General features: G+C 58.6%; 13 protein-coding genes. 6 read left to right on the top strand and 7 right to left on the bottom strand.

Going from position 1 to position 12,944, the window contains the following annotated elements; all coding sequences use genetic code 11:
- The first annotated feature begins 5 nt into the window (after positions 1–5).
- Positions 6–956 (top strand): ABC transporter ATP-binding protein, encoded by a 951-nt coding sequence (locus M9Q49_RS17435; RefSeq protein WP_254510084.1) that lies wholly within the window; start codon positions 6–8, stop codon positions 954–956.
- Positions 957–968: 12 nt separating this feature from the next.
- Positions 969–2,081 (top strand): ABC transporter permease, encoded by a 1,113-nt coding sequence (locus M9Q49_RS17440; RefSeq protein WP_254510085.1) that lies wholly within the window; start codon positions 969–971, stop codon positions 2,079–2,081.
- 5 nt (positions 2,082–2,086) lie between these two features.
- Here the strand turns inward: M9Q49_RS17440 and M9Q49_RS17445 are convergent, their stop codons facing one another.
- From M9Q49_RS17445 to M9Q49_RS17465, 5 genes are read right to left on the bottom strand one after another with little or no spacing between them, the layout of a single operon-like run.
- Positions 2,087–2,746: a hypothetical protein gene (locus M9Q49_RS17445; RefSeq protein ID WP_254510086.1), complete on the bottom strand. Its 660-nt coding sequence runs from the start codon at positions 2,744–2,746 to the stop codon at positions 2,087–2,089.
- Positions 2,747–2,770: 24 nt separating this feature from the next.
- Entirely contained in the window at positions 2,771–3,352 is a 582-nt protein-coding gene (locus tag M9Q49_RS17450) for a hypothetical protein (RefSeq protein WP_254511892.1), read from the bottom strand.
- 29 nt (positions 3,353–3,381) lie between these two features.
- Positions 3,382–4,155 carry a 5'/3'-nucleotidase SurE gene (gene surE, locus M9Q49_RS17455; protein ID WP_254510087.1) on the bottom strand — a complete coding sequence of 258 codons (774 nt, stop codon included), beginning with the start codon at positions 4,153–4,155 and terminating at the stop codon, positions 3,382–3,384.
- Positions 4,156–4,211: 56 nt separating this feature from the next.
- Positions 4,212–4,808, bottom strand: a complete 597-nt coding sequence (locus tag M9Q49_RS17460; RefSeq protein WP_254510088.1) for a VWA domain-containing protein — start codon at positions 4,806–4,808, stop codon at positions 4,212–4,214.
- A gap of 10 nt (positions 4,809–4,818) precedes the next feature.
- Positions 4,819–7,185, bottom strand: coding sequence for a CehA/McbA family metallohydrolase (locus M9Q49_RS17465; protein WP_254510089.1), 2,367 nt, complete (start codon positions 7,183–7,185; stop codon positions 4,819–4,821).
- Positions 7,186–7,387: 202 nt separating this feature from the next.
- Here M9Q49_RS17465 and M9Q49_RS17470 point away from each other — a divergent pair, with 202 nt between their 5' ends.
- The 4 genes from M9Q49_RS17470 (at position 7,388) to M9Q49_RS17485 (ending at position 10,796) form a co-directional block, all read left to right on the top strand.
- Positions 7,388–7,981, top strand: a complete 594-nt coding sequence (locus M9Q49_RS17470; RefSeq protein ID WP_254510090.1) for an anthranilate synthase component II — start codon at positions 7,388–7,390, stop codon at positions 7,979–7,981.
- Positions 7,978–9,195, top strand: coding sequence for a molybdopterin molybdotransferase MoeA (locus tag M9Q49_RS17475; protein ID WP_254510092.1), 1,218 nt, complete (start codon positions 7,978–7,980; stop codon positions 9,193–9,195). The genes M9Q49_RS17470 and M9Q49_RS17475 overlap by 4 nt, the downstream gene beginning before the upstream one ends.
- A 26-nt stretch (positions 9,196–9,221) precedes the next feature.
- Positions 9,222–10,244, top strand: a complete 1,023-nt coding sequence (locus tag M9Q49_RS17480) for an alcohol dehydrogenase (protein WP_254510093.1) — start codon at positions 9,222–9,224, stop codon at positions 10,242–10,244.
- Positions 10,245–10,322: 78 nt separating this feature from the next.
- Entirely contained in the window at positions 10,323–10,796 is a 474-nt protein-coding gene (locus M9Q49_RS17485) for an FKBP-type peptidyl-prolyl cis-trans isomerase (RefSeq protein ID WP_390844264.1), read from the top strand.
- Between the two features lie 98 nt (positions 10,797–10,894).
- Here the strand turns inward: M9Q49_RS17485 and M9Q49_RS17490 are convergent, their stop codons facing one another.
- The gene (locus M9Q49_RS17490; protein ID WP_254510094.1) at positions 10,895–11,320 is read right to left on the bottom strand and encodes a hypothetical protein; all 426 of its coding nucleotides are present in this window, start codon (positions 11,318–11,320) and stop codon (positions 10,895–10,897) included.
- Between the two features lie 27 nt (positions 11,321–11,347).
- Entirely contained in the window at positions 11,348–12,913 is a 1,566-nt protein-coding gene (locus tag M9Q49_RS17495; RefSeq protein ID WP_254510095.1) for an AI-2E family transporter, read from the bottom strand.
- Between the last annotated feature and the right edge of the window lie 31 nt (positions 12,914–12,944).

Raw genomic sequence — 12,944 nt, forward strand, 5'->3', positions numbered from 1 at the left:
CAATCATGTCCATCAATTCAAATACCCCAGTCATCGACGTCCGCAACGTCACTCTTCGCTTCGGCACCTTCACCGCCGTAGATCGCGTCGATCTGCAAGTGCAAGCCGGCGAAGTCTTCGGCCTGCTCGGGCCCAACGGTTCGGGAAAAACCACGCTAATTCGCGCTCTCTGCGGTTTGCTGCCGCTGGCCGAAGGTTCGGCGAGCGTGCTAGGGCACAATGTGGCGACCGAGGCCGATGTGGTGCGGCAATCGATCGGCTACATGTCGCAAAAGTTCTCCCTCTACGCCGACCTGACCGTTCAGGAGAACATGGATTTCTATTCCGGCATCTACGGATTGCGGAACGCACAAGCCAAGGAGCGGCAACGCGAGCTCGTCGAACTCACTGGCCTGCAACCTTATCTCAGCCGTTGGGCTGGCCGGCTCAGCGGTGGTTGGAAACAACGGCTCGCGATGGTTTGTGCCTTGCTCCATCGGCCCAAGCTCGTCTTCCTCGATGAACCGACGGCGGGTGTCGATCCAGTAGCCCGCCGCGAGTTGTGGGACTTGCTCTTTCAACTCGCGGCACAGGGCATCACGCTGCTCGTCACCACGCACTACATGGACGAAGCCGAACGCTGTGGCCGGGTTGGTTATCTCCACTTGTCGAAGTTGCTCGTGATTGGTTCTCCGAGCGAACTCAAGCAACTTCCCGAAGTCACGCCGCCTGGTTTTCATCGCATCGAAATCGTCGCGCCCGACATCGCCGAGTTGCTCAATCGACTGAAGCATCGACCGACGGTGAAGGAAGCCACGATCTTCGGCCAATCGATTCACGCCCTCGTCGATCAAAAAGATGACCTGCGCGATCTGACTGGCCCCGATGTGAGCGTGCGGCCGGCCGGCGCCAATCTGGAAGATGTGTTTGTGACCATTGCCCGCAACCGCACCCGCGAATTGGCTCAAGCTTCGTAAGGAACCTGCACCATGACTGGCGACACCTTTTTGCGGACGTTTTCGATTGCTCGCAAGGAAATGCTCCACATCTTGCGCGATCCGCAGACGCTCTTTTTCACGATCTTCGTCCCCGTGATGGAGCTCTTCATGCTCGGCTACGCGATCGATACGAACGTGCGCAATGTGCGCACGGTCGCTGTCGATCACGCCGGCACGCAAGAAAGCCGGCGACTGCTCGAGCAATTCGAAAACAGCGGCGACTTCAAAATCACGCATAAGGTCTACAGCGACACCGAGGCTTATCAGCTGATCGTTGCCGGCAAGGCTCGCGTGGGAATTATCATTCCTGAAGATTATTCGCGACGCCTGGAGGCAGGCGAATCGGCCGAAATGCTCGTGTTGGTCGACGGCACCGAGTCGAGCATCGCTGCCGAGGCGGTGAACGTCAGCAATGCGATCGCGCTGCGCGAATCGCTGGCCCGCATCCTGCAAGACCAGGCTTTTCCGATCGAAGCCCGGCCGCGGATTCTCTTCAACCCTGACACGCGCTCGGCGAACTTTTTCATTCCCGGCTTGATGGTGGTGATGTGCCAAATGATGTCGACCGTCCTGTCGGCGAACGCGATCGTTCGCGAGAAAGAACTCGGCACGCTCGAGCAACTTTACATGACACCGGTCCGCCGCGGCGAATTGATCCTCGGCAAGATGGGGCCATACATTTTGCTCACGCTGCTCGAGTTTTGCTTCATCGCCTTCCTGATGTGGTCGATTTTCCGCGTGCCGATTCAGGGATATTTCATCACGCTGATCATGATCACGTTTCCCTTCGTCCTCGCGAACCTCGGCGTCGGCTTGTGGATCTCGACGAAGGCAGCCACTCGCGAAGCGGCCGGCCAGGTCGCGATGGGAACGTTTCTGCCGTCGATTTTTCTGTCGGGCTACGTTTTTCCGATCGACTCAATGCCCTGGCCGTTGCAGCACGTGGCCAACTTGATTCCCACGACTTGGATGATCGATGCTTCGCGCAGCGTGATCCTGCGTGGCGGCGGCTGGCAGGAACTGTGGCAACACGCCATCGTGCTGTGGTGCATGGCGATCACGGCAGTGATCTTCGGCACGCTGCAAATGAAGAAACGGCTGTAATGCAACTAGCGGCGCATCACGCCCGGAGCACCCGGCGGTCCCTGCGTGCTCCACTCGGGCAGCAGGGCCAGAAAATCCGCCGCTGCGCCGGTCAGCCAGACGCAGTTCCCTTCCATCTTGCTGCAGCCCACAAGGTTGACTGAGCCCGCAGCGGCCATGTAGATCAAACCACCAAGACCGGTGAGCATGCCAAGCAAGGCGGGGATGCCGATGAGGTTGCTCAATTCTTGTTGACGCGGATCGAGCGACAACATCGCGACCAGGCTGAGCAGAAAAACCGCGCCGCCGCCCAAAGCAATGAATAATCCGCGCCGCGAGTGCTTTTTCTTTTTCGCGAGCCAATCGTTGCTGATCGGCAAGTTCAGCTGCAGTTGCCGGCCCATCGTGGCCTGCGCGATGGCGGCGCCGATCACGCCGAACATGAGTGTCCAAGCGATCGAATGCGGCACGAACTTTACCGTGTGCGCTTTGGGGACCAGGTTCTGGTCGCTGCCCGTCATTACGCAGCAGGGCGGAAAGACGAACTGATTTCCCACCACGACAATCTGCTTGCCGTCGCGAAAGAGATTCAGCGAGTTGAGCGGCTGAGCCTTCGTGGTGGCAACCGGCGTCGGGATGGCGCCACTGTAAGCGTAAGGATTATCAGCGAAAGGATTGTCAGGCATGACGTTCGTCTCGAGAAAGGAGAGCTAACTCTTTGGCCGTTTGACCATCAGTTGCTCCTCTTCCGCATTCCACTCGTAGGTGTGACCTGGCGGCAACGGCGGGAGCTTGATCTTGTTGGGATCGAGAATGTTCTGCTTGAACTCCTCGAAGGTTTGCGGCAGCGTGTTCTCGGCTTTGTAGAGTTGAATCGCTTGCGGAATCTGGATTTGAAAAACCACTTTTTCGCGCACGGCGAAATAGGCTTTCGCTGGCGTGACGAGCATTCCCTCGTGCTGATCGAGCGTGCGACCCGCGGCGGCGACCCCGGCTTGGGCCTTCACGGTTTCGGTGGGGGTGGCCGGTGGTTCTGGTGGTGAAGCGGGGAGCGCGATGGGCGCTGCGGGATCGGTTGGAGTCGCGGGCTGCGGAGTTTGCGGTGCGACTGCCGGCGGAGGGCCGGGTATAGTCGCCGGAGGTCCAGGAATCGTCGCAGGCGGGCCGGGCACGGTCGCGGGTGCAGGCGTTGGCGGCGCGGTCGCGACGGGCGGAGGCGATGAACCGCAGCCGCCGATCGCCAATAAACCGGCGACCAGCAAAGCTTGCGAGGACCAGGTTCGGCGATTCATCGGCGGATTTCCTTGGCGGTGATTCGAGCTTACGTCGGCGGCACTTGCAGCGGCCACTTTTCCATTTCGGCCAGCATGGCGTGCCGAGTCATATTGTATTGCAACGGAGTGAGCGTAAGAAAGCCTCGTTCAATTTCCGTGATATCGGTTTCGTACCCCTCGTGTCGCGGCGGCGGATCATTCGTCGCCCAGTAATACGTTCGCCCCTTGGGGTCGACTCCCTTGGCGAAATGCTCGCCGTAGCGCGCCACGCCCATCGGCACGACTTTGATTTCGTTCTGCTCGCGCTCGGTCGCTGCCGTGGGAATGTTCAGGTTGTACAGGACCGGCTCGGGGCCCTTGTTGGCGAGAATCTGCTCGATGACACCGCGGCACATGACGGCGGCCTTGCGATACTGCGCGTGCTCGTGGAACTCGAGCGAACAGGCAATGCTCGTGATGCCGAAGAAAGCCCCTTCGATGGCAGCCGCGACGGTGCCGGAATAGAGCACGTTGATGCCTGCGTTCAGCCCACCATTGATGCCGCTCACCACCAGATCTGGCGGCCGATCGCAGAATTCAAAAATGCCGAGCTTCACGCAATCGGCAGGACTGCCATCGACGGCCCAGCCGCGCAGGCGATCTTGAGCGTCATACACCTGCTTCGGCACGAGGGGCCGCAAGAAGGTAATCGAGTGGCCGACGCCGCTTTGCTCGGTCGCCGGCGCAACCACGCGGACCTCGGCAATCTTGAGCAGTTCTTCTTCGAGCGCTCGGATGCCCGGCGCGTAAATTCCGTCGTCGTTTGTCAGTAGAATAAGCATGCCGCCACAATATCGCCCTCTGCCATTTTGCGAAAGTACGCGGCGGTGATTGCGACTTATTCAGCCTTCAAATTGCTCGGGTCAACGCGTTTGTATTCGCCCCGATTCTCCTCGGCCAGCTGTCGGAGCGACTTTGTTTCGCCGGCCTTCTCGCTGGCGATGTCGATAACGTGAATCGCCGCGACATTGTCTTCGCGAATCTTTTTCAAATCCCGCGCCGAGATGCCAGGATCGCTGGCGTCGGTCAAAAAGAAGATCACATCGGGCCCGAGCCGCTTTGCCGCTTGCAACGCTTGTAGATGATCGGTCCCTCCGGTCGCGGTCATGCTCGCCACGAAGGTGCGAGCATCGGCGAGGCCGTTTTCATCCGCAAATGCCATGCGGGGCATCGAGCGCGAGCGCTCGTTGTAAAACACGATTTGAAACTGGTTGGTTCGCTTCAGCTTTTCGAGCGCGACGAGGACTTCGCGCTTGGCAGCAACCAGCGGAGCCCCTTCCATGCTCGCCGAGCAATCGACGACGAAGACGAACCGCGAGCCTTTAGCAGTCAAGCCGAAGAATTTGGTTTCGCCGGCGGTATTGATCTGCCCCGCAGCTAGCGCAGCCCAGCCGAGGAATAAACAACCGAGCAAGAGGATTTGGATGGATTTCATAATCTGTATTCTACTTCGCTCGATCGTCGTACGATTCTTTCAGGATCTTTTCATACGCCTTGCGTGCCACTGCGTAAGCTTCTTCGGCGGCAGCTTTTTCGCTATCGCGAATCTTCGGCGATTTCTGTTTCCAGCATTGCGCGACCGCGTCGATGCACCACTGCGCACTGCGCTGGCTGGCGCGAATCGGCTGTTTGTCGACTTCGACGAACACCGGATTCGTATGGCAGGCCGGGAAGATGCGAACGGCAACCCAGCTGGAGCGTTCCGGTTTGCAGTCGAACGTCACGTCACTCACATTACCATCGGCGGCGATTTCCTTCTTCTCGACAACTTGGCCGTTCACGATTAGCTCGACCGGCACTTTGTTCGAATCGCCGATGCGAGCCCGTTCGATGTGCCAGTAAGGCTTCGAACTGAGCGGCTGACGGCGAATATCTTCGCGCGGAGCATCCTCGAGCAAACCCGCCGCGCGACAACTAATTTTCAATGCTTCGCCGGCCTTGATCGCTAGGAAACTCTTTCGGCCGTTGTCGCCAACTTCGCCTACGCCCAGGTTATTCACTTTGAAATCGAGCAGATGGCTCAAGCCGTCGCAGCAATACGACCTGCCGTCCTTGATGCCATCGACCCAGCGATCGAAATCGAGTTGGCCTTGCGCGGCCTGCTGTTTGGCGACGATCGGATTCGTCAGGCCGAGCTTCACGGCCTCTTTCGTAAGTGGCGGCGGCCGATCCATCTTTACATAGACGCGCCCCAAGCCGACACGATCGCCGTAGATACACGGAAAATCCGTTTCGCCGCTGATCCGACAGGTGTAACCACAATTGAGCGTGTGATACCAAACGCTGAGTTCCCAAATGATGGGCGTGTCGACGGCGGAAATAAAATCGCAGACGTCGTGTACGACATCAACGACATACTCATTCGCGCCAATACCATCGAACGGCGGCAACGCGTAGTTCGGCAACTGATCGCCGGGAACCATCAGTCCCCAACCACTGTGCGAAAAGCCGACAACGCCACCCTGCTCCTTGCCCCATTTCAAAACCGGCAGATCCCAACTGGGCCAATCTTCGATCACCTTCGTGCCGGGATAATCGTCTTCTTTGAGTCGCAGCAGACAGAGGTGCCCGGCGTGCGAACTCGGGAAGCCGCTCACCTCGACGTCGTAGCGCATCAAATAGTCTTTGGTCGAGAGCTTGTTGATCGTCCCCTCGAAATATTGCTTCTGGTAATACCAGCAGGGACCCCAGGAGAGAACGCAACCAACGTTCAGATCCTCGCCGAGGATGTGCCGCATCATGTCTTCTGGTGTAACCCCTTCTGTCGGCGCTTCGTAATGTTTGCAACCGGCGGCATGCACATGATGATCGCCGCTGACCCAGCCGAGATCGCTGATCTTGATCCACCGTTTCAAGCGGAACGACTCGCTGTGCTCCTGCGTCTGCGGCACTTGAATCATTCGTTTCTGAATCCGGTATTCCGGCCCGCGCGTGTAAATCGCTTCGTAGCTGCCAGCCGGCAGTAACACTTCTTCGCCGTGATGACGATAGACCTGATCGTGGAAATAAAAGTCCGGCGCAAGTCGTCGCGCTCGCGCGGGATAAATCCGTCCTTGCGGATCTTTGAAAACAAACTGCCCGGTCGTCGGTTTGCCGTCGTCATCGAGCACATCGAGACGAACCCGCACGGCAGGCTCGCAAGAGAAGACAACGGCTAGTTCATTGCGGAAACCTAAATCCTGCGTTCCCTGGCCGATGTCGAACTGCAGCTTGGCTTCGCGTTTTCCTTTGTCGCGGCTGTAAACCTGAATGAGGCGATATTCGAGCTCAAGGCCGGTCAGCGTCTTTGTCAGCGGCTGCGAATCGTAGGCGACGAGATCCATCCACCGATCGGAAACGTCGTTGAGTGTGATTTTCAATTCGGGCTTGGGCGCACCCGTAGAAGTTTTCAACATCGCGGCCGCATTCGGACTATTCACCCGCAGCGCAGCCGTCACGCCCGCTTCGTTGTGAACCTTGATCAGAAACACGCTCCAGCCTTGCTCATTCAGTTCGGCCTTGGCAGCGCCACGAACAACGCTTACGCGACTTTCTGAATTGATATTCACGCCCACGAGCGCGCGGGCGTCGAAGACTTTTTGAATCGCTGCGAGCGACTTCGTGGCGTTCGTTTCGGCAAGGGCAGCGTCGAGTTGTTCCTGCTCGCTTTTTGTCAGCGGCTCGCCGAGAAATTTCAAAGCGTCGACGATTCGCTTCGCCTGCGATTTCACCGGCTGGATATCGACAGCCTTAACCAATTCCAGTTCATCCGCGAACGCCCAACTCCTCGCCAGCAACACAGAAATAACGAGAACTTGCATCAGCCGTCGCATGCTGAACACTCCTGTAGCCACGTCCTGCCCAAGCGCAGGTTGCTGGCCGGACCCACGGTCTGCCGACCGTGGCTACCTCGCCCCATTGAATGAATCGCCGTTTCACGCGAACCTATCATGTAGCTGGCTTGTCCCCCTTGGCAAGCAAAATACTCTCCCTGGCCCCCACTTCTGCGTTCTGCCATCTACTTTCTGCCTTCCCATGATTTTGCTGATCGATAACTACGACTCCTTCACCTACAACCTCGTGCAACGGCTGGGTGAGGTCGATTCGACGCTCGATATTCAGGTTCACCGCAACGATCAGATCACTTGCGACGAAATCGCTCGCCTCAAGCCGACGCACATCATTGTTTCGCCAGGTCCGTGCACGCCGACCGAAGCGGGCATTTCGGTGGAGTGCATTCAGCGGTTCATGGGGACCGTGCCGCTGCTCGGAGTTTGCCTCGGCCATCAATCGATGGGCCAAGCCACGGGCGGCGTCATTGTGCGGGCGAAGCGACTGATGCATGGCAAGACCGATCAGATTTATCACGACGGCCAAGGCCTGTTTGCCGGACTGCCAAACCCGGTCACGGCGACGCGCTATCACAGCCTGGTAATTCGGCCCGACACGCTCCATCCCGACTTCATTGTCTCGGCTTGGGCAGATGCTCCCGATGGCTCGCGCGAAATCATGGCCATTCGCCACAAGACGCTGCCGCTCGTCGGTGTGCAGTTTCATCCGGAGAGTTTTCTCACGGAATATGGCCATCAGATGTTGAAGCAGTTTCTCGACATGCGGGCCGCCCAATGATCAGCGTCGAGCAGGCTCTCGAGTTTGTATTGCGACATGCGCGGCCGATCACGCGCAGCATTCAAACCGAACTTTCTCACGCACTCGGTTGCACGCTGGCCGAAGACATCGCGAGCGACATCGATTCGCCGCCGTATGACAAAACGCAGGTGGATGGTTACGCGATTTGTGAAGCCGATTTGGCGAACCGCAAGCCATTGCGAGTGCTCGAGCGTGTCGTCGCCGGCGAAGTGCCGCAGCACAAGCTCACGCCCGGAACCGCCATTCAAATCATGACGGGTGCGCCCATCCCTGAGGGATGCGCTGCCGTGGTGATGGTCGAAAAAACGGAAGCGAGCGAAAACGGTGCTGCTGTGACGATCCTCGACGAGCGCGTGCGAAATGGCATGAGCATCATGCGCCGTGCCACTTCGATGAAGCGTGGCGAGGTGGTGCTGACGAAAGGAACCAAGCTCCGGGCCATCGAAATCGGCTTGCTCGCCGAAGTGGGACGGAGCTTGGTTTGGACAATGCTCGATCCTGCGGTTGCGATTTTGCCAACCGGCGACGAGATCGTCCCCTGCGACGAAGTGCCGACGGCGGGGAAGATTCGCAATAGCAACAGCAGTCTGCTCGGCGGGCTGGTGACGCAAGCCGGCGGTTATCCGACGGAATGCGACATCGTCCGTGATGAGCCGGAAGCCTTGCTCGCGGCGATTCGGGAGAATCTCGAGCACGATGTGATTCTGCTTTCCGGCGGCGTGAGCGCGGGCGTGCATGATTTGGTTCCTGCCGCGCTGGCCCAGGCCGGCGTGAAGCAGATTTTTCATAAAGTGAATCTCAAGCCCGGCAAGCCACTGTGGTTCGGCTTTTTCGACCGCGGCGAATTTTTGCCGCCGTGCCTGGTGTTTGGTTTGCCGGGCAATCCAGTGAGCGGCCTCGTTTGTTTTGAATTGTTCGTTCGCCCCGCATTGCAAAAGCTGCGCGGCGAACCGGCCGTGGGACTCGAACAACGCACCGCGACACTCGCGCAAGATCACCCGCACCGCGGCGATCGCCCTGCCTATTGGCCCTCTCAGTTCGACGCGACGACGAGCGAAGTGAAACCGCTGGCCTGGCAAGGCTCTGGCGATTTGCGGGCGCTAGCGCGCGCGAATGCCCTCGCCCACTTTCCCGGCGGCGACAAGATTTGGTCCCCCGGCGAAGAAGTGAACGTGTATCTGCTTCCCCATTGAAATGAACCAACAGCAGGAGCAACCACATGTCGACGATGCGTGCGATTCAGATTTCGAAAAAGAGCGGTCCGTTGGAGTTAGTTGAGCGGCCGATTCCCGAGCCGATTGCTGGAACCGTTCGGGTGAAGGTGCAAGCTTGCGGCATCTGTCACAGCGATCTGCTGACGAAAGAAGGTCAATGGCCAGGGATCACCTATCCGCGCGTTCCAGGACATGAAGTGATCGGCGTGATCGACGCGTTGGGCGCCAACGTGCCGCCCCGTTGGCAAGTCGGTCAGCGCGTGGGAATCGGCTGGCATTCGGCCCATTGCGGCTATTGCGATATGTGCCGTCGCGGCGAATATTTTGCCTGTCAGAACGGCGTTGGTATTACCGGCATTTCGATTGACGGCGGCTATGCCGATTACATGCTTGCGCCGGTAACCGCGCTCGCCATGGTTCCTCAAGAGCTGTCGCCACTCGATGCCGCGCCGCTGATGTGCGCAGGCCTGACCACGTTCAATGCTCTTCGCAACAGCGGCGCTGGTCCTGGCGAAGTGGTCGCCATTCTCGGCATCGGCGGGCTCGGTCATCTCGGCGTGCAATATGCAGCGAAGATGGGTTTTCAAACGGTGGCCATCGCGCGTGGGCAAGACAAAGCGCCGCTAGCCAAGCAACTCGGAGCGGTGCATTACATCGATAGCCAGAACAGCGATCCCGCCGAAGAGTTGCAGAAGCTGGGCGGCGCCAAAGCGATCATCGCGACGGTGACGCATGGTCCCGCGATGGCCGCGACGGTCGGCGGACTGGCTCCCTATGGCAAGCTGATGGTAATCGGCGCGGTGCAATCGCTCGAAGCCCAACCGATCTTTTTGCTGGCCGGTCGGCGGTCGATTACGGGTTGGTATTCCGGCACCTCGATCGATTCAGAAGACACGCTCGCCTTCAGCCAGCAAACGCAAGTGCGCTCGCACAACGAGGTCTTTCCGCTGGAGCAAGCCCCGGCGGCCTTCGAGCGGATGCTGAGCGGCCAGGCTCGTTTTCGAGTGGTTTTGTCGACCGGCCAGTGATAGCAGCCCCTTTGCTGTTATTTCGGCGTGCTTTAGAATCGCCCGTCTTGGTTTTCCCCTAATTCAAGGAGGGCATTTATGTCACGACGGAATTTGGCAACGGTTGCTGGTTTGATGTTCTTTTTTCTCTGCGGAGGAGTTTTCGTGAGCGCTCAAGATGTTCCCCTTCCCACGCTCCCCGCCGGCGCTGGTGCTGCCGACAAGGATGCGCCGAAGACCTTCACGGCGACCCCCTCGGGCCTGAAGTACCGCGTGCTCCGCAAGGGAACCGGCGTGCAGCCGAAGGCCACGAACAAAGTGACCGTGCATTACCACGGCTGGCTCGACAACGGCAAGGTCTTCGATAGCTCGTACGACCGCAAAGAGTCGATCGCCTTCGGCCTCGGCGAAGTCATTCCGGGCTGGACCGAAGGAATGCAGCTGGTCGGCAAGGGTGGCATGATCGAACTCGAAATCCCCTCGAACCTCGGCTACGGCGATCGTGGCGCTGGCGGCGTGATTCCGGGCAAGGCGACGCTTCACTTCCTCGTCGAACTGCTCGACGTGAAGTAAGCGATTGCAAAAATCTGATTTTCTCTCAGGGCGGCAATCCATTTGCCGCCCTGTTTCTTTTGGCGGATAGGTTTGCCGATGAAGAGGGCGGTAACGCTCTACATCAATGCTGCCGCCGCCAGAGCCGCTACACCGATGAACGCGACCGTCTCGATTTGAAAAACCACGAGGGAGGCGAGTAGCTTCCACTGGGTTCGACTGGATGCAACGGTTAGCACCATCGTGAAGGCCAGCAGTGCCAGATCGCGAACTGCTGCGTGAATGGCAAACGGCAGGAACCAAATCGCCAAGGCAACGAGCGCCAGCCAGGCTGGGGCCGCGCAACTCAGCAGTCCAATGAAGACGAGTCCCATGATCGAATATGCCAGCCGCCGTGCTAGGCTGGCAAGCTGTGGTTTCAGCTCAAGGTCAAATCCGAGAACACTGGCCGCGTGCATCCACCACGGACCAGAAACTGCTTTATCGTCGGCGCTACGCGGCGCGTCATTAATCGCATCTGGTTCTAGGTCTTCGTCGGTTTGCATAAAGACCCAATCCACAGCGTTACCGCCTTAACGTTTTTTCTTCGGCTTCGACCTTTGTACCGGCTTCGCTGGCGGCGAGCCATTCGATTTTGGTTCGGGGGCCGCTTCGATCGGAATGCCAGTCGCCGGATCGACAGGCGAGACGGTAATCTCAGTTGAAGTAGTTGCTTCCGCAGGCCTAGGACCAAATGCCGGCAGTTGCACGCCAATGGCGGCGGCGGCCGCGGTGAGCTTGTCCATGGTGATCAGTTCGCGTTGCAGAATTTTGAGCAGGGTCTGCAGGAACACGACGACCATCGGCCCGACGAGAATGCCGATCGGGCCGAGCGATTGAATGCCGCCGATAACGCTTAGGAGCGCCAGCAGCGGATGCAAATTGGATTGGCCGTGCAGCACCATCGGCTTGATAAAGTTGTCTGCCGTCGACACGATCAGCGCGCCGTAAATGGCCAGGCCGACCGCCGGACCGAACTGCCCCGCATAGAGCCAGATGTACAAACTGACGGGAACCCACACCGTGGCCGCGCCCGTGAAGGGAACCATCGCGAGGACCATCGTCAACAACATCAGCAGCGCAACGGATTGTTGCAAACCGGGGACATAAAAACCGGCGATGTAAAAACCAATGCCGGCGAGAATTCCCTGCGCGACGGCAGAGAGAAGCGTCGCGGCAACCACCGCGCGACAGACGCGATCAAACTCATTGACGAGTTCGCGCACGTAACGCTCTTCCAGCGGCGAAAGGCGAATAGCACCATCGAGAATGCGCGAGCCTTCGGCGAATAAGAAAAAGAGCGTGGCGATCACAACGAGAATGCCCAGCACGACTTTGCCGACCAGGACCGCGGTTTCTTTGCCGCGCGAAATGATCGGCTCGTAATAATCCTTCATCAGAGCATCGATTTGCTCATCCGAAGGATTCACGAGCTCTTTGACAAACGCTTGAAAGCCGCCGCCGAGGAGATCGCGTTTGTAGATGCGGAACTCAGCAATCGCATCGAGCAGGGCCTGGTCGGCTTCGGGGGAATCGGCATCGGCGGTTTGCAATGTTTCGAGTTGCTTTTGCAGCGATTCTGGAAAGGCGATCAAGCCGAGATCCTTACCCTTCCCAGCCGTCCGCCACTCTTCAATGGCGGCCAGGCGGGTGTAGGCATTGTGGATTCGTTTGTAGTTCGGCGTTTCGCCACGTCGCAGGAATTCTCGGTAGGAATTGAGAGTGGCTTCGATTTGTTGCAGGTGGTCGCGGCGAGGAATATCGAGCGAATATGCGGCCCGCAGTTCATCGAGCTTCTCTCGCACATTGGTGCCGCGAACTTGCGAAGCGAGCGAAGCCCCCTGAGCACCGGCGAGCGTGAACACAAGGGCAGCCGGCGCGAGAACGCACAGCATGACCATGATCGTGGTCAGCGTCGCCGCCACGTAACGCTGCTTCCAACAGCGTTCGAGCATCCAGGTGTAGAGAGGATGAAAAACGACGACGAGCAGCGCAGCCAGGAACAACGGCAGCATGAACGATGCCATCACGCGGAAGAACAACAGCGCGATGAGCACCAAGATCAGCAGTAGAACCAAAAAAGAAACCAGGCGTGCCATGCGATGCTCCAGCCTCCTGCATCATCGCGAA

Source organism: Anatilimnocola floriformis, assembly GCF_024256385.1.
Classification (GTDB): Bacteria; Planctomycetota; Planctomycetia; order Pirellulales; family Pirellulaceae; genus Anatilimnocola; species Anatilimnocola floriformis.

Bases quoted from the DNA above. Each gene is read 5' to 3' on its own strand.
- M9Q49_RS17435 (WP_254510084.1), top strand. From the start codon at position 6: ATGTCCATCAATTCAAATACCCCAGTCATCGACGTCCGCAACGTCACT.
- M9Q49_RS17440 (WP_254510085.1), top strand. From the start codon at position 969: ATGACTGGCGACACCTTTTTGCGGACGTTTTCGATTGCTCGCAAGGAA.
- M9Q49_RS17445 (WP_254510086.1), bottom strand. From the start codon at position 2,746: ATGCCTGACAATCCTTTCGCTGATAATCCTTACGCTTACAGTGGCGCC.
- M9Q49_RS17450 (WP_254511892.1), bottom strand. From the start codon at position 3,352: ATGAATCGCCGAACCTGGTCCTCGCAAGCTTTGCTGGTCGCCGGTTTA.
- surE (WP_254510087.1), bottom strand. From the start codon at position 4,155: ATGCTTATTCTACTGACAAACGACGACGGAATTTACGCGCCGGGCATC.
- M9Q49_RS17460 (WP_254510088.1), bottom strand. From the start codon at position 4,808: ATGAAATCCATCCAAATCCTCTTGCTCGGTTGTTTATTCCTCGGCTGG.
- M9Q49_RS17465 (WP_254510089.1), bottom strand. From the start codon at position 7,185: ATGCGACGGCTGATGCAAGTTCTCGTTATTTCTGTGTTGCTGGCGAGG.
- M9Q49_RS17470 (WP_254510090.1), top strand. From the start codon at position 7,388: ATGATTTTGCTGATCGATAACTACGACTCCTTCACCTACAACCTCGTG.
- M9Q49_RS17475 (WP_254510092.1), top strand. From the start codon at position 7,978: ATGATCAGCGTCGAGCAGGCTCTCGAGTTTGTATTGCGACATGCGCGG.
- M9Q49_RS17480 (WP_254510093.1), top strand. From the start codon at position 9,222: ATGTCGACGATGCGTGCGATTCAGATTTCGAAAAAGAGCGGTCCGTTG.
- M9Q49_RS17485 (WP_390844264.1), top strand. From the start codon at position 10,323: ATGTCACGACGGAATTTGGCAACGGTTGCTGGTTTGATGTTCTTTTTT.
- M9Q49_RS17490 (WP_254510094.1), bottom strand. From the start codon at position 11,320: ATGCAAACCGACGAAGACCTAGAACCAGATGCGATTAATGACGCGCCG.
- M9Q49_RS17495 (WP_254510095.1), bottom strand. From the start codon at position 12,913: ATGGCACGCCTGGTTTCTTTTTTGGTTCTACTGCTGATCTTGGTGCTC.